Origin of the sequence: Draconibacterium sp. IB214405 (genome assembly GCF_033963885.1) — a bacterium.
GTDB lineage: Bacteria > Bacteroidota > Bacteroidia > Bacteroidales > Prolixibacteraceae > Draconibacterium.
Window position 1 is genome coordinate 372,414 of record NZ_JAXBMA010000004.1, and the last position, 19,194, is coordinate 391,607.

A 19,194-nucleotide genomic window follows, 5' to 3' on the forward strand; every position below is an offset into this window, starting at 1 on the left:
TAATGATACGTTCGATCCTGACAAATAAGTGGTTTAAGTTTATCACTGTAGGAACACTTTATGCCCTCTGGGTCATCTGGCTGGGAAGCTATTTATGGTTCCTTGGGCTGGCCATAATTTTCGACATTTACATTACCGAAAAAGTACACTGGGCATTCTGGAAAAAGAAAAACCCGCCCAACGGCAAACAAACTAAGGTTGTTGAATGGGTCGACGCTATAATTTTTGCTGTAATTGCGGCCACTTTTATCCGTATGTTTTTTATTGAGGCATACACAATTCCAACTTCATCAATGGAAAAATCGATGTTGGTTGGCGATTATCTTTTTGTGAGTAAAACAGCTTACGGACCAAAAACGCCAAACACTCCGTTGTCGTTTCCGTTTGTTCATAACACCATGCCAATTATTGGTGGTAAATCCTACTCAGAGGCAATCGAGCGTCCATACAAACGACTGGCCGGTTTCACTACTATAAAAAATAACGATGTTGTTGTTTTCCATTTTCCGGAAGGCGACACAGTGGCTTTGGGAATGCCAACCCAAAGTTATTACGATATGGTTAGAACCTATGGCAGAAGCCGGGTTTGGAGCGACAAAAGAAATTTTGGAGACATTATTTCGCGCCCGGTTGACAAACGCGAAAACTACATTAAACGCTGTGTTGGAATTCCCGGCGATAAAATTGAGATTATAAAAAGTCAGCTGTACGTGAACGGTGAGCCGCAGGAAAAATTTGACGGAATGCAATACGATTACCTCGTAAAAACAAATGGAACTGCTATAAATCCAAAAGCGCTGGACAGATTACACATTGCTGAAGCCGACAGAAATACTTATTCAAGTCAGCAATATTTATTGCCTCTAACCCAAAACTCGGCTGATCAAATTAAAGGTTTCGCGAATGTAGAATCGGTTGTAAAAATGCTGGAAGAACCCGGCGAAAGAGGACAAGGTATTTTCCCGAACGACAGCCGTTACCCCTGGAATGTGGATAATTTTGGTCCGCTCACCATTCCGGCGAAAGGAGAGACAATTAATTTAACAACAGATAACCTGCCGCTTTACCGTCGTATAATCGACATTTATGAGGAAAACGATTTGGAAGTAAACGGCAACCAGATTAAAATTAACGGCGAGGTAGCCACATCCTATACGTTTAAAATGGACTATTACTGGATGATGGGCGACAACCGTCACAATTCGGCCGACTCGCGCTACTGGGGTTTTGTTCCCGAAGATCACGTGGTTGGAAAAGCCAAATTCATCTGGCTTTCGCTTGACAAAGACAGAAGCTTCCCTGCAAACATCAGGTTTAAGCGTTTATTTACCAGGGTGCATTAACAATTAAAACAGATAATATTCGTTTAAAGGATAACAGGCAACTGTTGTCCTTTTTTTATAATTTCGAATTGATACTTGAAAACCATCAATTATGCAAATAATCGTCGTAATTCTGCTAATCCTGGCTGTTCTGCTAGTGATTTTCACCCTGCAAAATGCCATGGACATCACCCTCAATATTTTTTTCTGGGAAATAAAAGATGCGCCGCTGGTCTTGGTTTTAATCAGTTGCATTTTTTTAGGGTATTTAATTTCTGCGTTCTATTTTTACCCCCGCTTGTGGAAAGTAAAACACGAGAACAAACAAATGATGAAATTCAACAGCGAGTTGAAGGAGTTACAGGAATTAAACAAAATGAAAAAGTCGGAAGAAGTTACCGATCCTGAAGGAATTGAACTGGACGATGATGACGACGATGACGATACTTTTTTTAGGGACTGAAAATGAAAGATAATGCACTTTTGCTGAGCACTGCTTACTTTGCTCCGGTACATTTTTATACACGTTATATCCATCACAAAGAGGTTTACCTCGAGCAATTCGAGAATTTTACCAAACAAACCTATCGTAACCGCTGCCAGATTCTTGGAGGAAATGGCCCGATTGCTTTGGTTATTCCCGTTGTAAAAGGCCGCGGTCCAAAAGTTTTGATCAAAGACCTGCAAATTTCGTACGACGAAAACTGGCAGCGCAACCACTGGCAAACCATTGTTTCGGCTTACAACTCATCGCCGTATTTCGAATACTATCAGGATGAACTTTACCCATTCTTCGAGTGTAAAACAAAATACCTGCTCGACTATAACCAACAAATACACGAGCAACTTTGCGACTTCTTCGAGATTGAAAATAAAATCCGTTTAACCGAAGACTTTGAGCAAGTACCTGAAAACACTTTTAATCTGCGCGACGGCATTTCGCCAAAACAAAAACACAATCCCGATAACGAATTTCAACCACAAGCTTATACACAGGTTTTTTCCGAAAAATATGGTTTTACACCCGATTTAAGCATACTAGACTTGCTTTTTAACGAAGGGCCAAATGCTTATACTATTCTGTTACAAAGTTTGCAGAAGAAATAGCAGACGAAACAATCCCAGATGTTTGCTGTTTTGAATTTTATGAGTCGAAAAAACAGTCAGATAAAAATCGGTATTTTTTTAATGGTATTTTCCGGGGTATTTTTTGCTGCAACATTGATTATCCCGTTTTTTGATCTGCCAACCAAAACAAAAGTGGCCGCATCAACAACAAGTTTTATTCTCATGGAAGTCGTTTTTTGGGCAGGAGGATTACTGGTTGGAAAGGAACTGTTTACCAAATACAAAAAGCAACTTAATCCTGTAAACTGGTTTAAAAAGAAAGAACAAAATGGCTAATCAATAAAAGTTAATTTTTCAAGAAAGAGCCCCAACTCTCATCCCCCCGGAGCCCGTTTCCATCTTGCTTTTCACGCTGATTTTTTGTAACTTATCTGTTACACCAAAAATCGTATAGCCATGAATATAAATGATTACATTTCGTTTGCCTCAGCAAACCCGGTTTGCTATTTGGCAACCTGCGACCGAGACCAGCCCCGGGTAAGAACCGTACTCTTATTTTTTGCCGACAAAACAGGCTTCTATTTCGGAACACTCTCTCCAAAAGACATGTCGAAACAACTTCACCTCAATCCAAAAGTTGAAGTTTGTTTTTACAACAATCCGAAAGATCTGGCGCAAGCCAAACAAATGCGTTTAACAGGCACGGTTGAATTTGTATATGATCCGAAAATGATACATAAATTACACGAAGAACGCCTCTACCTGGACGATATTTCAGGCTATGATCTGGAGCCTATTAGCGAAATATTTAAAGTTACCGCCGGCAATGTGCATTTCTGGACTTTGAGCGATGTTCTGAATGAGGAGAACCTGGAACATGAGTGTTTCAATTTAAGCTAAGATTCATGAAAAAAGCAATGATCGCAACATTCTCTCAATCGGGTTCTACAAATAAAATTGCCGATCAGATTGAAAAAGGAATCACATCCGGTGAATGGGACATAGACCGTATAAATATTGGTCAAAACAGCAATACTGATGTTTCCGGGTACGACCTGGTTGGAATCGGATCACCAACCTATTTTTTTAATCCTCCCTTTATAGTTCAGGATTTTGTAAATGAATTAAAGGGATTAAAAAACAAGCCAACCTTCGTTTTTGTATTACACGGCACCTACGTAGGTGATTGTGGAAACTGGATTCGAAGAACTTTAAAAATGAAAGAAGCTAAAGATTACGGATATTTTACCAGTTATGGAGTCGACTATTGGATGGGATATATTAAACGCGGGACGATGTTTTCGCCTGACTCGCCAACCAAAAAAGAACTACATTCTGCCGAAGAATTTGGTAAATCTGTAATTAATTCTTTTTCAGAGCAACAACAGAATAAGATTGCGCCCTTTGATCCACCTACCCCGTTTGTTTACAGAATCGAGCGACTTTTGGTGGCACGATCTTCTGTTAAATCCTTTTATTACAAAACCTTCACGGTAAACAGTGACTGCAACAACTGTGGAATTTGTGTAGAAAAATGTCCGGTTAATAATATTACGCAACAAGAGGACGGCACATTAAAATGGGATTCAAACTGCCAGTTATGCGCAACATGCGAAATGAATTGCCCCAAAGATGCCATTCGTTCCTCGCTCGACTGGAAAACAATGGATCCGTTTATGAATTACAACATACGGATCTCAAAAAAGAAGAAGATACCCTTTGTACATGTAAAACATACTCATGGCAAAACACAATTGGTTGAAAACTGATTCTCATCCTACCGCTTTCCGGCTTAAATAAAAAGGCCTCAGATAATCCTGAAGCCTTTTATACTATAATTATAATTGTTCTTACAAGATTTTAAATCCAACTGAGATAATAAACGAAGTAGATTTACCATTTATCAGATCAGGGTCGTCGTATATTTTACTCGAATGTTCCATCCGAGCATCAAGTGTTAAAAACAATACATCAATTCCAACCCCATATTGTACTCCGAATAAGTTTTCATTAAAAAACTCATCTTTCAGGTATGGATCCAACTCTTTCGGATAATCGGCATCAGTAACAAAAGTGAATACAGGACCAGCCATAACCCGAAAATCTACCATCGAACTTTTTATCAGTTTGTATCCCAAAAGAACAGGTACATCAACGTTTTTATAATCAAAACCACCGGTCAGATCGAGAAGATCGTACGACAGATCGCCACCCTTTTTACTAAAATAAACTTCAGGCTGAACATAAAAGCGATCGAAACCTACACGCCCAAATGCACCCCAATGTACTTTTGTTATACCATCTGAACTTAGGTCGAAATCCCCTCCCAGGTTCAGATTTGAATAATGTACACCTCCTTTCAGACCAATATCAATAATGGGTTGTGCAAATCCAATTGCAGTAAATAAAACAAACAGTGAAGCAAAAAGTAGTCGTTTCATAACTATTGTGTTTTTGTGTTGTGTTTTGTTATAACGTTAAAATTCTAATTCAAGTATACGGAGATTTTATGAATGAACCGGTATCTTTCTGTCGAAAATTCAGGCATGAAAATTGTTTATGATCCCCTGAAAACAATTCAACCATGAAAAAGAATCAAACTCACCTACTTATATTTTGCACAGTACTGTTATTTACAAGCTGTGCCGCTCCGCAATACATTCACGACACCTCGAGTTACGAACGGCAGAAAGAGCTACGTGCAAACCGTAGCGGAAATGTTTTTGTTGATATAATGAGTGGAGTGGGATCGGTATTTGTTGCCGCCATGCTCGATTGCGAGGTCGACTATGTTCCATCGGATCAGGAATTTAAAAAATTAAAACTCGTCAATCCCACCAACGATACACTTTACATAAACATGTTAACCGACCTTGTTTGGGACAACGAAAATTATTGCGATTTTATGGACATTCGTATTCCTCCGAAGTTGAATTGCAAAGTAATGGTACCCATGCATGCAGCCTACCATTTATATTTCAGTAATACGCCCGAAAGCGAAGATGACGAGATGATTCAGATTTACACCACTGATGTTAAACGATTCACCCTTACCCCTGGAATGACACTTGAAGCTGATACCTCTACGCAAGAAAAATAAGCTACCAATATCCCAATTCTTTTTTTGACTTATTGCTTGACTTTTAACCGAATTGAAACAGCTATTTTCGCAATTTGCGCAAATCCTTCCATTCTCACTCCATTTTTCAGTAAAAATTAGTAATCGAATGCTTCGTTTTTGAATCGCTGTATAGAAACTAATAATGCACTTGTTCACCCTTGCATTTAACGGTTGATTTCAGCGCTTTCGTTGTCGTAACTTTATTTACGAAAACCAAAAACGCAACATTATGAACGTGGAAGAAAATATCATTTCACTCATTTCGGAGCAACTGCCTCGCAGCAAAAAACAGCTTAATGAACTTTTTCAATCCGATGCCGAAATCTTAAAAAAGAAGAACGGCTTTATGCTTTTTTCGGTCGACGATTTTTCAAAAGAAGATCACTTTCGCGCCACCGATCCCTTTCAATTGGGGAAAAATCTGGCGGTGGCAACTTTGAGCGACATTTTCGCTTCGGGAGGTGTTCCTCAATATTTCAGTCATTCTGTTGCATTAAATCCTGCAAAATGGGACAATTCATATTTGATTGAGTTGTCGCGTGGAGTTGCTGAAATTCTCATGGAAACAGGAGCGGCATTTATTGGAGGAGACCTTGGGACTTCGGACGAATGGCATTACACAGGAATTGCAATCGGACATTCGGATAAACCGCTTATGCGAAAAAAGACAGCACCGGGCGAGCTTATTTATATGACCGGAAATTGTGGAACAGGTAACCTGGAAGCTGCCTTGCAACTGTTCGATCTCGACAGTGACATTACCACCCAATTTGAACTCAGGCATAAAGAAGCCCGGTTAATACAGGAATTTGCCACAACCTGCATCGACTCCAGCGATGGAATTGTAAATGCACTGCGCACAATTTCCTCGCTGAACAACATCGGTTTTTTGATCGACCGCTTAAATCCCGATCCGATCGCAAGCGCTTTTATGGCCAAACTTAAGCTTCCGGAAGAACTATTGTTTTTGGGCGAATGTGGAGAATATGAGCTCGTATTTACGATTAAACCCGAAGATGAGAAAACCTTTTTGTCCGAAGCGGAAAGCAGAGAATTGAACTTCGCAAAAATCGGAACGATTCAAGAAGAAAAGAAAGTGCTTTTATCAGGCTCGGCGCACTATGATTTGAGTGATTTTAATATTGGAGGCCGGGATTTTGCCGATCCTAAGGAATACATTTTTGCATTAACCAAATACCTACAAAGTCATGAAAACAAAATCTCATAACGAGGAAGAAAAGAATGGCAACGGGTACAGTATCGATTTCTCGAGCGCCTGGAAAAATGGCCGAAAATTACCGTTGAATGAACGGATTAACCTGTTCCATGTTTCATTGCAAAACCAGGAAAAAGAAGACAAACATTTGTATATGCGGGTAATCGACTCGGCAACAGACCGCACAGTTTTAGCCTTTGATGCTGAAGGGAATGAAAGAGAAATGTTAATGTTCGGTTCGAATAATTACCTGGGTCTGGCCAACCATACACACGTTAAAGAAGCAGTAAAAAAAGCTATAAAAAAGTATGGAGTTGGAATTGCCGGACCGCCGCTGCTTAACGGTTATTCATCGCTGATGAAAGATCTCGAAAACCGACTCAGCAAATTAAAAGGAACCGAAGACACTATGATATTTACAAGCGGTTACAACGCAAATCTGGGTTTGCTTTACGGCTTGTGCACACCGCACGATCTGATAATTGCAGATGAATACAACCACGCTTCCTTTTTCGACGGCGTAAAACTGCTACGAGGAAGATGCATCACTTTCGAGCACAACAACATCGATGAACTAGAACATTTACTAAAAACACATAAAACCGATGGTGACCTTTTTGTAGCGGTTGAAGGAGTATACTCAATGGATGGCGACATTGCTCCGTTGGATAAAATAATCCCACTCTCACAAGAATATAATGCACACACCATTATAGACGATGCGCACGGAACAGGCGTTTTAGGTTTTAACGGCGAGGGCGTAATGGAAGAGCTCCGGTTAAAATGGACCAACGAAATAATCATGGGGACTTTTAGCAAAGCCTTTGCAGTAAACGGTGGATTTATCTCCGGCTCGCGGGAAGTGATCGAATACCTCCGTTTTATGGCGCGCACTTACATGTTTTCTGCCTCATTACCCCCTGTAACTATTGCAGCGGTACTGGCAGGTATCGATGTTATTGAAAATGAACCATGGAGACGAGTACAACTCAAAAAAAATGTATCGTTCTTAACACGCAAGCTGAAACGCTTTGGAATAACAACACCCCCACAGGCAGGAATTATCGCATTAAATGTTCCACAGGGCGCTAACATCAGAAAAATGGCCAACGATTTTAATCATGAAGGAATTTTCTTGAATGCGATTGAGTTTCCAGCGGTGCCTGCTGACAAACAACGATTTCGCATATCAATAAGTGCTAATCACACTAACGATGATCTAAAAAAACTGGTTGACACGGTTGAATTGGTTTGGTATAAACACAACATAGTTTGCAACGATTAAATAATGAGAACTGCGGTATTGATAAATGGGTTTGCCAACAATGGATCGGCGGAGAAAAAATGGGATCACATTGAGGATGAGGTAAGAAAAAATTTGCCCATTGGCACTTTGTATATTCATTTTTCGGAAACCGACAATCATATCAGTCTGATGGAAACTTTGGTAAATGAATACCGGGTAAAAAACTTTGTTTCTGCCGGAGGAGATGGCAGTCTCAATAATCTAATTAATACGCTGGCACAGGTTACCAACTATCAATTAAAACCCTTTAGTATTGGGGCGATTGGTTTGGGATCGAGCAACGATTTTCTTAAACCTGTGAGAAGAAAAATAAGAGGAATTCCAGTGAGAATCGATTTCGAAAACAATACAGAATCAGACCTCGGAATAGTTGAATTTCATGATCGAGACACTACCCAAAAGCAGCTTTTTATCGTTAACGCAAGTCTTGGTTTTACAGCTCAGGGGAACCGGCTTTTTAACGATGACAGCAACAAAATCATTCACTTTCTGAAACCACGATCAACCAACCTTTGTATTTTATGGACCATCGCACAAACCCTTTTAAGCTATAAAAACATTGATTTGGAAATTACTTATGATGAAAAGCAAATTTCAACCTGCGTTACCAATTTATCTATTTCTAAAAATCCCAATGTTTCAGGAAGTTTCTGTTACGATATTGATCCCGGTTCTGACAGTGGCTGCTTAGGATTTTACCTGGCCGAGAACTTCAATAGACAACAAATTCCCGGACTACTTTACTCGTTGTATCGAAAACAATTCTCCAAAGCTAAGAACTGTAAAACAGCGCTTGTGCAGTCTGTTGAAATCACATCTGCAAAGCCTGTCCTTCTCGAAACCGATGGCGAAATCATTGAAGCCTGTCGATTTCGTTTTTCTGTATTGCCCACAGCTTTATTTGTTGCCGATTAAAACTACTACGATGAAAAATGAAAATAATTTTGCACCGGTTTTCTCCCTCCGATTTCTGCAAGCACTTATTGTCCATATGCGCCCCTACTTGCTATTTGTTTCCGGTGCAGCAGGATTGGCAGGATTGGCGTTGGGCTGGCAGGAAAACAGTTCAATTACCAAGTTTGTAATTTTGTTTTTGCCTTTCTTTTTGGGCTATGGTTTTGGACAGGCTTTAACCGATTGTTTTCAAACGGACACCGATGCCATTTCTGCGTCGTACAGGCCACTGGTAAAGAAAGAAGTTTCGCCCAAAGCACTAGGAGGAGTTAGTCTGGCCGGACTCGTAATTATTGGAATCCCACTGATTTTATACAACCTCAACAACCTTATTTTTTGTTCGCTGGCAATAATCGGGTTGGCCACTTACACCTATTTTAAAAAGAATTTCTGGATTGCCGGACCATTCTACAACGGCTGGATTGTTATGATCCTACCGATTACCGCATTTTTAGCAGTTACAGGAAAAGACCTTTCAATACTCAATAACAGCACACTTATTTGGTTGTGTGTAATAACACTTTTTTCGTACGCGAATTTTGTATTGATTGGCTATTTGAAAGACATCACTGCCGACCGTGAAACCGGCTACAATACATTTGCCGTAAAATTTGGCTGGGATCACTCGGTTGTTCTCGGCGATATTTTTGTCATTATAATTGCTCTTGCTTCGCTGTTCCTTATCAATCCTGAAAATATAATCGCTTTTGCACTGTTCATTATTGCAACCTTTGTTGCTGTCTCTGGTCAACTCAAAGCACATTTTACTTCCATTAAAATCGAAGAAAATGCCACCTACCCCATCGTTTCTACGGTAAGGGCATTCATCCTGTGGCATCTGGCAATGATGATCACTTTTCAACCCAACTGGTACCTATTTGCCTTGTGTTACTACATTGTTTTTGAACTGGTTTTGTTGTTCCGACCTGAAAAAGGACAAATCTGACCGATCATGTTTGAGCTGAAAAATAAACGAATAATCATTACCGGCGCCTCATCCGGAATCGGGGAACAACTTTGTTTTGAACTGGCAAAGTACGATCCCAACCTGATTCTTATGGCCCGCAATATTGAAGCCTTAGAACAAGTCAGAAATGATTTGATTTCAGCAAATCCTCAGCTCTCCGAACCAATTATCATCAGTTGTGATATTTCCAGCGAAGCGGCAGTCAAAAATGCAATTAAACAACTATCACCCGAAAAAGCTACTATCGATATTCTAATTAATAATGCAGGAATCGGAATATACGGTCCTATAAAAAACACAGTACCGCAGGACTTCAAACAAATTTTGGATATCAATTTTTTGGGTGCAGTGAATTTAACCTATCATACACTACCCCATTTTCCTGAAAATCGTCCGGGAATGATAGTATTTGTGTCATCAATTGCGGCACTTTACGGCATGCCCTGTTACTCGGCCTACTCTGCCAGTAAAGCTGCATTAAGGTCATTTAGCCAAACCTTAAGAGCAGAGTTGGGCCAGTCCAAAATTTCGGTCTTACATGTTGCTCCCGATTATACTCAAACCCGGTTTTTCAGAAACGAAAAGTTCTTGCCGGGAGCCCACTTGCGGCACGACAAAATGGCAAAAGCTGAAGATGTTGCCCGCCAGATCGTTCAACAAATGAGAAGAAATAAAACTGAAGTTGCACTCTCGCTGCGTGGTAAGTTAATTGGGAAAGTGGCCGCACTTTCACCGGGGGTTGTCAGAGCATATTTTCGAAGAAGAGCCGGTAAATTATTAAAAATCTGAAGTCATGAAAAAGCCAAAACTGCTCATAATCGTCTTGTTTCAGAACCTTGGAGATGAGCGAACATATTATGCAAAATCGCCAGCGCCGCCCGTGTCGGGGGCTTTGCTTGCAGCTTTAACACCATCGATAGTAGAGATAGAATTGTTGCACGAAATGATCCGCCCCATCAACTACGAAACTGATGCCAATTACATAGCACTAAGCTTTATGGACTTTTGTGCTCCTCACGCCATCGATGTTGCCAAAAAATTCAGAGAAAAAGGGAAAAAAGTAATTGCCGGCGGACGTTATGCTTCCACGTTTCACGAAGAAATTGAAGATTACATGGATGCCACCGTAGTTGGAGAAGCCGAAATGATATGGCCGTCAGTTGTTCACGATTTGGTAAATAATCGATTGAAAAAAACCTACTTTGCTCCGTTTGCACCTCCTCTTGAAAATATCCCTCCTCCACGCTACGATTTGGTTGAAAAGGATTTTACGGTGCCGGTAGTAACAGAAGCAACACGCGGATGTATTTACAAATGCAGCTATTGCCAGTTAAATATTAATCCGGCGCCTCACCGCAAACGTCCAATAGCCGACGTGGTGAACGACTTACGCTCCACCCAAAAACTCCCACTTATGAAAAGAAAGATCGCCATGTTGCAAGACAATAATTTGGGTGGTGATTTAACTTATGCCAAGGATCTTTTGCGCGAAATTGCGAAGCTGAAATTATGGTCGCTGGGTGTGCAATTTAGTTTTGATTGCCTGCACGACGATGAATTTATCGACTTGCTTGAACAGGCCCATTGTGGCTTGGCATTTATTGGATTGGAATCGCTAAATGAACCCAGTCTGGCATTCGTACACAAAAAGCAGAACAAAACAGCAGAATACAAAGAGCTTTTTTTGAAACTAAAGAAACGAGGCATTTTAACATTTACAGGAATGATGATCGCGCTGGATGAAGACACTGAAGAATATTACGATAATCTTCCGGACAAATTGGAGGAAATTGATCCGAGCACTATTTTGTTATCTATATCAATACCAATACCGGGAACACCATTCCACAAACTGGTGAAAGAAGAAGGCCGGATTATCGATGAAAATGTGGCCCATTACGAAGGCGACCATCTGGTATTTCAACCAAAAAATGTTACAAAAGAACAGGTTTTCAGCGCCTACAAGAACATCAACAAAAAGTTCTATTCGTGGAGAAATATTATCCGACGTTGGTGGCGATTTATTACCACTGCTCATTTTAAAGGCAATATCTTTAAGCAGTTGTTCAGAGGTGTATTTCTGTCGGCGATGATGATGAAAATTTCGGTTTTTCAACGGCACCATGCACGAATGAAAGTTTATGAAATGCAAAGTTCTTAAGCAGAAAAGATTGAAAACAGATTGATTCAATCTTATCAATCCACTCAATCATTTCAATCTGAAACAAACTAGGAAAGCGACGAACGCATTACTTCCAATGCATGTAACTGGCTATTAAAAAAGCGATTGCGTTCTTTAGCTCCGGTATGACTTATTAAGTTTGATTTTGTAAGCAGTCCGCGAAAATATTTATCTAACTCAATACAAAAGCTCTGATTGGTTGTATTCAGTAAACTAATCACGTTGAAAGTAAGATAAGAACTGTATCCTTTATCCGTGCGAACTAAAATGGTATTATCATTCAAAACAACCTCGTTGTAATACAACCTGAAATTATCCTCCACCCCGTCGGGTTCGCTACCATAAAGAAATTTAAAACCTAACTCCGCCTCCTTCTGAATATGATGGATCCACTTCTCCATTTTGTCCAACAAGTTAAGCAGGTCATCCCTGTTTTTAAAAAAGCCGGAAACATAGTAAAACTCAATCTGGCTGAGCATGATTGTGAAGGTGTGATTGTTCCAAATCTCGATAGTTGGGATTTGAGTGGCAAGTGTCAGTGCCTTTCTTCCATTCACATAAGCCGAATTGTCAAGGTCATCAAAACTAAACATTTTCTCTTTGTACTCAGGAAACTGGAAAAGTGTTTTTTCCCAGAAAAAGACTTTAAAAGCAGCTATTTCAGGGATCTGGAAATAATGGAAAACAGGAGGATCTTTTGCCGCATAAATAATCTCACTCTGTTTTGAATCGTGAATACGTTTTGTATCCTCATATAATTTTTCCAACCAGTCACTAACCCTATAATTATCAGGATGAATAACCGAACAACTAAAATTAACACTCGATAAATCTTCTCCATTTAACTGGTCTAACGAAATATCGAAAAAGTCTTTCAAAACAAATAACTCTTCAAGAGTAAGTTCTTTCTCCCCTCTTATTCTTCGGTAAGCACTGTCCTGGCTAATACCCAATGAATTAGAAACTTCATAAACAAGTGAGATAGTCGGGGGTAATTTTTCTTTGATGAGTTGAAAAAACTCCTTTTGAATGGTACTAACCCGATTCATACAGTTAGTTTAAGTATTATTACCTGTTCAGTCTTTTACGGTTTGCTTGCGATTTTGATTCACATCAATTAAAGTTTATCATAAGAATAAATTATTAAATTCTATGAAATCATCCTGAAAAGGATTTTTGCGGAGGTTTTATAGCTGCTAACGATTAAAACAGCATTGTTAATATGTTGGTGATAAAATACTGATTTATAAACCGATAATTGATTGACTCAAGTTGATCTTTTTCGTAAATTGTATAAGTGTTTAGGGAGGAAAAATGAAAAGTTTTAAAAATAATGTGGGGACAGTTGTAGGGGTAGTAATAATTCTGACAACAGTGGTTCTGGTATTTCCGGTGGCTTTCGATAATCAAAAGATTTACAGCATTATCATTTACACATCAATAGCCATTCTGATTATGTTATTGTTTTTTCTGGTCTATCTACATTTTTTTGCTACCGGAAAGCATAAAAATCATTATCCCGATTGAATCAGATTGTTTATCCAAGGTATTTCTTAAATTCCCGATAATCTTTAACCAGTTTAAAGTTTCGCGGCAATTTAGGTGAGTGCTCATGCACCTGTCGGCCGGTAATAAATACCATCTGTTGGCGGTACAAGGCCTTTAATCTTTCAAGATAATCTTCCAGGTCCTCTTTCAAAATCGGGCTGATAAAAGCGGTAAATATATAATCCAATTCCACATGCGATCGTAGTTTTTCCAAATCGGCAAATGGTACCAACTGCCCCAGATAAATAACATTGTATCCTGAATTCGCCGCCAGATACGAATAAAACAACAAACTTAATTCGTGTAATTCTTCTTCTGGCAGATAAAACAAAATTGTCTTTCCTTTTTGGCCTGTTATACCAAGCGCATCAATTGCCGCTATTAATTTCTGGCGTATAAAATTAGTGATGTAATGTTCTTGAGCCGGGAAAATAGATCCTACCTGCCAGAAGGTTCCTATACGTTCGAACAATGCAAAAAATATTCGCTGAACCGCCACTTCAATACCATGTTTTTCAATAATTTCGTTTACCAACGCAGTAAAACCAACATTATCAAAATTTACCATAAAAAGTAAAAGCTGATCGATATAACCTTCTTCCGAATTTTTTGAATGGGCTACATCAAGCACTGTTTGTTTAATAGCTTCTTCATTCCAGGTAGCAACTTTCGATATTTTATACCCATTACGCACCAGTAGCGATACGTTTAACATGCGTTTCAAATCATCGTCGGTATAATACCTGATGTTCGTTTCGGTCCGTTCGGGGTTTAGTAAATCATACCTTTTCTCCCATATCCGTATCGTGTGTGCCTTTATTCCTGATAAGGTCTCTAAATCCTTGATTGAATAGCCTTCTGTTTTCATTTTAAAGCGAATTATATTGTCGTGCGTATTAAAACTAATCCTAAAACGTTGTCCGGTGTATTTTTGTTTAATCTTAAATATATAAATAATAAACAAAACAAATTTTACGCCTGTTGACATTTCTTTTAAAAGAATGTTCTGTGAATGCGATGGATTCTAAATTTTATTCCATTTTTGTAAATAAAAATTGCACACGATGATCAAAAGAACTCTGTTTATTACACTAATTTTTCTTTCAACAATTTTATCGGCAATCGCTCAAAACTATGCTATTGTTATCCATGGCGGTGCCGGAGTTATGTCGAAAGAAAAAATGAATGAAGAAGCGCGAGCTGAATACAAAGCCAAGTTAAATGAAGCGCTTCAACTCGGCGAACAACTACTAAAAGACGGTGCCACCGCCACCGACGTGGTTGTTAAAGTCATTAACGTAATGGAAAACTCTCCGCTTTTTAATGCCGGAAAAGGTGCTGTTTTTACACACGATGGCGTTAACGAACTGGATGCCTCAATTATGGAAGGTAAAACAATGAATGCCGGAGCTGTTGCCGGAGTTCAGGATATTAAAAACCCGATTAATGCGGCACGCGAAGTGATGGACAACTCGGAACACGTGATGTTGAGCGGAAAAGGAGCTTCGGAATTTGCCAAACAACAAGGGCTTGAAATCGTACCTAATAAATATTTTTACACTGAACGCCGTTACCAGTCGTTGCAAAGCTTGTTAAAACACGAACGCGAGCGAACAAACAAAGATAACACAGGGACGGTTGGTTGTGCTGTACTCGACACACATGGTAATTTGTGTGCAGGAACATCAACAGGTGGTATGACCAACAAAAAATACGGTCGTATTGGCGATTCACCTATTATTGGTGCCGGAACCTATGCAAACAATAAAACATGCGCCATTTCGTGTACAGGTCATGGCGAATATTACATCCGTTTGGGATTTGCACGCGACATTTCGGCGATGATGGAATACCAAAACCTTAGCGTTACTGACGCCTGTAGAAAAGAAATTGATAAGCTGAGCGAACTGAACGGCACCGGAGGTGTTATTGCTGTTGACGCCAAAGGTAATATTGCCATGGAATTTAATACCAGCGGAATGTTCCGTGGATACATAAAATCAAATGGCGAAAAGGAAATAGCTATTTTTGAAAACGAGTAATTGAATCCGCTGTTTAAGCTCAGGCAGGCACAGCAACAACCGGCATGAAATTTCTTTATCCAACATTCTTATTCGCACTTCTGGTAATTGCCATACCGGTAATTATTCATTTGTTTAGTTTTAAACGATACAAAACCGTTTATTTCAGCAATGTCAGTTTCTTGAAAGATATTAAAACGGAGTCGAAAAAGAAATCGAGGTTAAAACAATTGCTTATTCTGGCAGCACGAATTCTCACCATTATTTTTCTGGTGTTTGCTTTTGCACGTCCATTTATTCCGACGAATAACAATGCGCAAAAACAAAGCACGCAATTGGTTGCTGTTTATGTCGACAACTCGTTTTCGATGAATGCGCTGTCGGAACAAGGCCAGTTGCTCGAGGTTGCACGAAACAAAGCACTTGAAATTTGTATGGCCTACCCTCCGGGCACAAAATTCAGACTGTTTACCAACGACCTGCTGCCAAAACATCAGCACATTTTTAATAGAGAACAATTTATTCAGCAGGTTTCGGGTATTCAGGCAAGTCCGAATGTTGTGCCGATGTCGTTGATTTATAATCGTTATGCGAGCGAAAACAACGATGCAGAAGCAGATAAAAATCTCTATTTTATTTCTGATTTTCAGCGGAGTATAAGCGACATTAACAATTTCGCGACTCCGGAAATTTTCAGTTATTACATTCCTCTGGTTCCCAACGAAGTGGCTAACCTTTACATCGATTCGTGTTGGGTTGAGTACCCAGCACACCGTTTGGGGCAGGAAGAAAATATGTTTGTTCGCATTAAAAACAGCTCAAATCAGAATTACCAAAACCTGCCGCTGAAACTGTTCCTGAACGACTCGATTAAATCGATTACCAATTTTTCGGTTGAAGCCCAAAACGAAATTGTGGCCAACCTGAAATATAACAACACCGGAAGCGGACCACAGCTGGGAAAAATTGAAATTACTGACTACCCTTTTACGCACGATAACAACTGGTACATCAGCTATTTTGTTGAGCCGCAACTTAAGGCGCTTGCACTATACAGCAATGAAAACGACTCGAAGGAAGGGCTTAATTATTTAAGTGCATTGTTTAACAACGACGACTATGTGCAGTTGGATGAAATGAACAGCCAGAATCTGCAGGTTAATCGTCTGGTTGATTACAACACCATCTTTCTGCTGAACATCGACAACTTTTCAAGCGGATTGTTAAACGAGTTGGAAAGCATCATTCGCAGCGGAACCTCAGTGGTTTTGTTCCCTAAATTCAAGACCGATTTAACGGCGAATAATAACCTGCTGGCTACTTTTAATGCCAACCGGATTGTTCGTATTGACTCAACAGAACAAGAGATTTCAAGCATTGATTACGAGAATAAGTTTTACGCTGACGTTTTTACAAAACGTGAGAAAAATCCGGTGTTGCCACAAATTAACGGACACTATCGTTTTGCCGGCTCATCGCAAACCGACGAGAACACCTTGCTGGCATTCCAAAACGGAGATAAAGCCCTTTCGCAATTAAATTACCAGGATGGTAAAGTTTGGGTATTTGCCTTTCCGCTTTCGGAGCAAAACGAATCGTTTGCACGCGATGTGCTTTTTGTTCCAACATTGTACAACATCGTTTTAAACAGTTTACCTAAACAGGAAATTTCGTTTATAGTTGGTAAAAACAACTTTATAAATCTTCCGCGAAACCTGAAATTAGATCTTAACTCGCCAATCGAAATCGAGCAGCCAAAAACAGGAGAACGTTTTATTCCGGCAAAAACAATTTCAGGACGAAGTGTCCGTCTTGAATTTGGCGAGCAGATTACTTCCGACGGTCATTACCTCATTAAAAACGATGATCAAATTGTGGCGTCGATGGCCTTTAATTTCGATCGTTTGGAATCCGACCTTCGATATTTAAACAACAACGAAATTGAAAGCCGCCTGCAAGATGCCCAACTAACAAATGCCACTGTTATTGAAGATGTTGAAAGCAATTTCGCCGAAATTTTTAACGATATTCAAAACGGTCGACAATTATGGAAATGGTGCTTGTTACTGGCGCTCTTTTTTATCCTTGCGGAAGTTTTAATCGCACGCTTCTGGAAATAACAAGTTCAGTACAAATAAAAGGCAACAAAACTGATTTGCTGATAATTCTCACTGCTTTTTAACACCACTCGGTCGGTTGCTTTTTCAATCCAAAAATCGTATTTCTGCATTAAAATTAAACAACAGATTATGACTAAACTGAGTTCTGCAGACTACATGGCCAAAGAAGATAAATTTGGCGCTCACAATTACCATCCGCTACCGGTTGTACTCTCAAAAGGAGAAGGTGTTTTTGTGTGGGATGTTGAGGGGAAAAGATATTTCGATTTTCTGGCAGCCTATTCGGCGGTAAACCAGGGACATTCTCATCCGAAAATTCTAAAAGCCTTGACAGATCAGGCACAAACACTGGCATTGACTTCGCGGGCGTTTTACAACGACGTTTTGGGCGAATGGGAAGAATACATGACCAAACTGTTTGGATACGATAAAATGTTGCCGATGAACTCGGGTGCCGAGGCTGACGAAACAGCTTTAAAACTGATTCGTAAATGGGCCTACAAAGTAAAAGGAATACCGACCAACGAAGCCAAAATTGTGGTTTGCGACGGCAATTTCCACGGACGAACAATTACCATCATTTCTATGTCGAGCGATCCGGATGCATACAGCCATTATGGTCCGTACACGCCGGGATTTGTAAATATTCCTTACAACGATGTTGATCGATTGGGACAAGAGTTGCTGGATCCGAATGTGGCAGGATTTCTTGTTGAGCCGATTCAGGCCGAAGCAGGAGTTTATGTTCCTGAAGATGGCTATCTGAAAAAAGCCAGTGAGCTGTGTAAAAAATACAATGTGTTGTTTGTGGCCGACGAAATACAAACCGGGATAGCGCGTACAGGAAAAATGCTGGCTTGCGATCATGAAGATGTTCGCCCTGATATTTTGGTGCTTGGGAAAGCCGTTTCCGGTGGATTTTACCCGGTTTCGTGTGTACTTGCCGACGACGAAATTATGCTGACCATAAAACCCGGAGAACACGGAAGTACCTACGGAGGAAATCCAATTGCCGGGAAAGTGGCTATGGCGGCCCTCGATGTCATTCAGGAAGAAGGACTGATTGAAAATGCAGAACGCCTAGGAAAAGTTTTCCGCAAAGAAATGCGTGCCATAGATTCGCCGTTAATTGAAATTGTGCGAGGAAAAGGACTACTGAATGCCGTTGCCATAAAACCAACCAACGGCAATACTGCCTGGGACGTTTGCCTGGCTTTAAAAGAAAACGGATTGATTGCCAAACCAACGCATGAGCATATTATTCGGTTTACACCACCGTTGGTAATTACCGAAGAACAATTGATGGAAGCAATTGATATCATCAAAGCCACACTGAAAGAATTTGAAGTTTAATTAGCTTATTGTAAAT

19 protein-coding genes are annotated in these 19,194 nt (G+C 39.9%); 16 read left to right on the forward strand and 3 right to left on the reverse strand.

Features of this window, described 5'->3' with window-relative positions; translation table 11 throughout:
• Positions 1-2 precede the first annotated feature (2 nt).
• From lepB to SLH46_RS14100, 6 genes are all read left to right on the forward strand, one after another.
• Positions 3-1,343: a signal peptidase I gene (lepB, locus tag SLH46_RS14075; protein ID WP_320281843.1), complete on the forward strand. Its 1,341-nt coding sequence runs from the start codon at positions 3-5 to the stop codon at positions 1,341-1,343.
• 91 nt (positions 1,344-1,434) lie between these two features.
• Positions 1,435-1,785 (forward strand): LapA family protein, encoded by a 351-nt coding sequence (locus tag SLH46_RS14080; protein ID WP_320281844.1) that lies wholly within the window; start codon positions 1,435-1,437, stop codon positions 1,783-1,785.
• 2 nt (positions 1,786-1,787) lie between these two features.
• Positions 1,788-2,429: a WbqC family protein gene (locus SLH46_RS14085; protein ID WP_320281845.1), complete on the forward strand. Its 642-nt coding sequence runs from the start codon at positions 1,788-1,790 to the stop codon at positions 2,427-2,429.
• Positions 2,430-2,468: 39 nt separating this feature from the next.
• Positions 2,469-2,726 (forward strand): transporter suffix domain-containing protein, encoded by a 258-nt coding sequence (locus SLH46_RS14090; protein WP_320281846.1) that lies wholly within the window; start codon positions 2,469-2,471, stop codon positions 2,724-2,726.
• Positions 2,727-2,846: 120 nt separating this feature from the next.
• Entirely contained in the window at positions 2,847-3,290 is a 444-nt protein-coding gene (locus SLH46_RS14095) for a pyridoxamine 5'-phosphate oxidase family protein (RefSeq protein ID WP_320281847.1), read from the forward strand.
• A 5-nt stretch (positions 3,291-3,295) separates the two neighbouring features.
• Complete coding sequence (locus SLH46_RS14100) at positions 3,296-4,159, forward strand: EFR1 family ferrodoxin (RefSeq protein ID WP_320281848.1); 864 nt, start codon at positions 3,296-3,298, stop codon at positions 4,157-4,159.
• A gap of 81 nt (positions 4,160-4,240) precedes the next feature.
• On the opposite strand, the gene SLH46_RS14105 is transcribed toward SLH46_RS14100, so the two are convergent.
• The gene (locus SLH46_RS14105) at positions 4,241-4,831 is read right to left on the reverse strand and encodes a porin family protein (RefSeq protein WP_320281849.1); all 591 of its coding nucleotides are present in this window, start codon (positions 4,829-4,831) and stop codon (positions 4,241-4,243) included.
• 143 nt (positions 4,832-4,974) lie between these two features.
• Between SLH46_RS14105 and SLH46_RS14110 the strand changes: the two genes are divergently transcribed.
• From SLH46_RS14110 to SLH46_RS14140, 7 genes are all read left to right on the forward strand, one after another.
• On the forward strand, positions 4,975-5,490 hold the full coding sequence (locus SLH46_RS14110) for a hypothetical protein (RefSeq protein ID WP_320281850.1): 516 nt from the start codon (positions 4,975-4,977) through the stop codon (positions 5,488-5,490).
• Between the two features lie 250 nt (positions 5,491-5,740).
• On the forward strand, positions 5,741-6,739 hold the full coding sequence (locus SLH46_RS14115) for an AIR synthase related protein (protein WP_320281851.1): 999 nt from the start codon (positions 5,741-5,743) through the stop codon (positions 6,737-6,739).
• Positions 6,720-8,012, forward strand: coding sequence for an aminotransferase class I/II-fold pyridoxal phosphate-dependent enzyme (locus SLH46_RS14120; RefSeq protein WP_320281852.1), 1,293 nt, complete (start codon positions 6,720-6,722; stop codon positions 8,010-8,012). Before SLH46_RS14115 ends, SLH46_RS14120 begins: the two co-directional genes overlap by 20 nt.
• 3 nt (positions 8,013-8,015) lie before the next feature.
• Entirely contained in the window at positions 8,016-8,948 is a 933-nt protein-coding gene (locus SLH46_RS14125) for a diacylglycerol/lipid kinase family protein (protein ID WP_320281853.1), read from the forward strand.
• Between the two features lie 10 nt (positions 8,949-8,958).
• On the forward strand, positions 8,959-9,933 hold the full coding sequence (locus SLH46_RS14130; protein ID WP_320281854.1) for a UbiA family prenyltransferase: 975 nt from the start codon (positions 8,959-8,961) through the stop codon (positions 9,931-9,933).
• 6 nt (positions 9,934-9,939) lie between these two features.
• On the forward strand, positions 9,940-10,743 hold the full coding sequence (locus SLH46_RS14135) for an SDR family NAD(P)-dependent oxidoreductase (RefSeq protein ID WP_320281855.1): 804 nt from the start codon (positions 9,940-9,942) through the stop codon (positions 10,741-10,743).
• Between the two features lie 4 nt (positions 10,744-10,747).
• A complete protein-coding gene (locus SLH46_RS14140) occupies positions 10,748-12,115 on the forward strand; it encodes a B12-binding domain-containing radical SAM protein (protein WP_320281856.1) in 1,368 nt (455 codons plus the stop codon).
• 68 nt (positions 12,116-12,183) lie between these two features.
• On the opposite strand, the gene SLH46_RS14145 is transcribed toward SLH46_RS14140, so the two are convergent.
• The gene (locus tag SLH46_RS14145) at positions 12,184-13,185 is read right to left on the reverse strand and encodes a hypothetical protein (protein WP_320281857.1); all 1,002 of its coding nucleotides are present in this window, start codon (positions 13,183-13,185) and stop codon (positions 12,184-12,186) included.
• 488 nt (positions 13,186-13,673) lie between these two features.
• Positions 13,674-14,672 carry a MerR family transcriptional regulator gene (locus SLH46_RS14150; protein WP_320281858.1) on the reverse strand — a complete coding sequence of 333 codons (999 nt, stop codon included), beginning with the start codon at positions 14,670-14,672 and terminating at the stop codon, positions 13,674-13,676.
• Between the two features lie 76 nt (positions 14,673-14,748).
• Here SLH46_RS14150 and SLH46_RS14155 point away from each other — a divergent pair, with 76 nt between their 5' ends.
• The 3 genes from SLH46_RS14155 to rocD all read left to right on the forward strand — a co-directional run bounded on the left by SLH46_RS14155 (position 14,749) and on the right by rocD (position 19,178).
• Positions 14,749-15,726 carry an isoaspartyl peptidase/L-asparaginase family protein gene (locus SLH46_RS14155; RefSeq protein WP_320281859.1) on the forward strand — a complete coding sequence of 326 codons (978 nt, stop codon included), beginning with the start codon at positions 14,749-14,751 and terminating at the stop codon, positions 15,724-15,726.
• A 44-nt stretch (positions 15,727-15,770) separates the two neighbouring features.
• Positions 15,771-17,825, forward strand: coding sequence for a BatA domain-containing protein (locus tag SLH46_RS14160; protein ID WP_320281860.1), 2,055 nt, complete (start codon positions 15,771-15,773; stop codon positions 17,823-17,825).
• Positions 17,826-17,954: 129 nt separating this feature from the next.
• Positions 17,955-19,178: an ornithine--oxo-acid transaminase gene (rocD, locus tag SLH46_RS14165; RefSeq protein ID WP_320281861.1), complete on the forward strand. Its 1,224-nt coding sequence runs from the start codon at positions 17,955-17,957 to the stop codon at positions 19,176-19,178.
• Positions 19,179-19,194 lie beyond the last annotated feature (16 nt).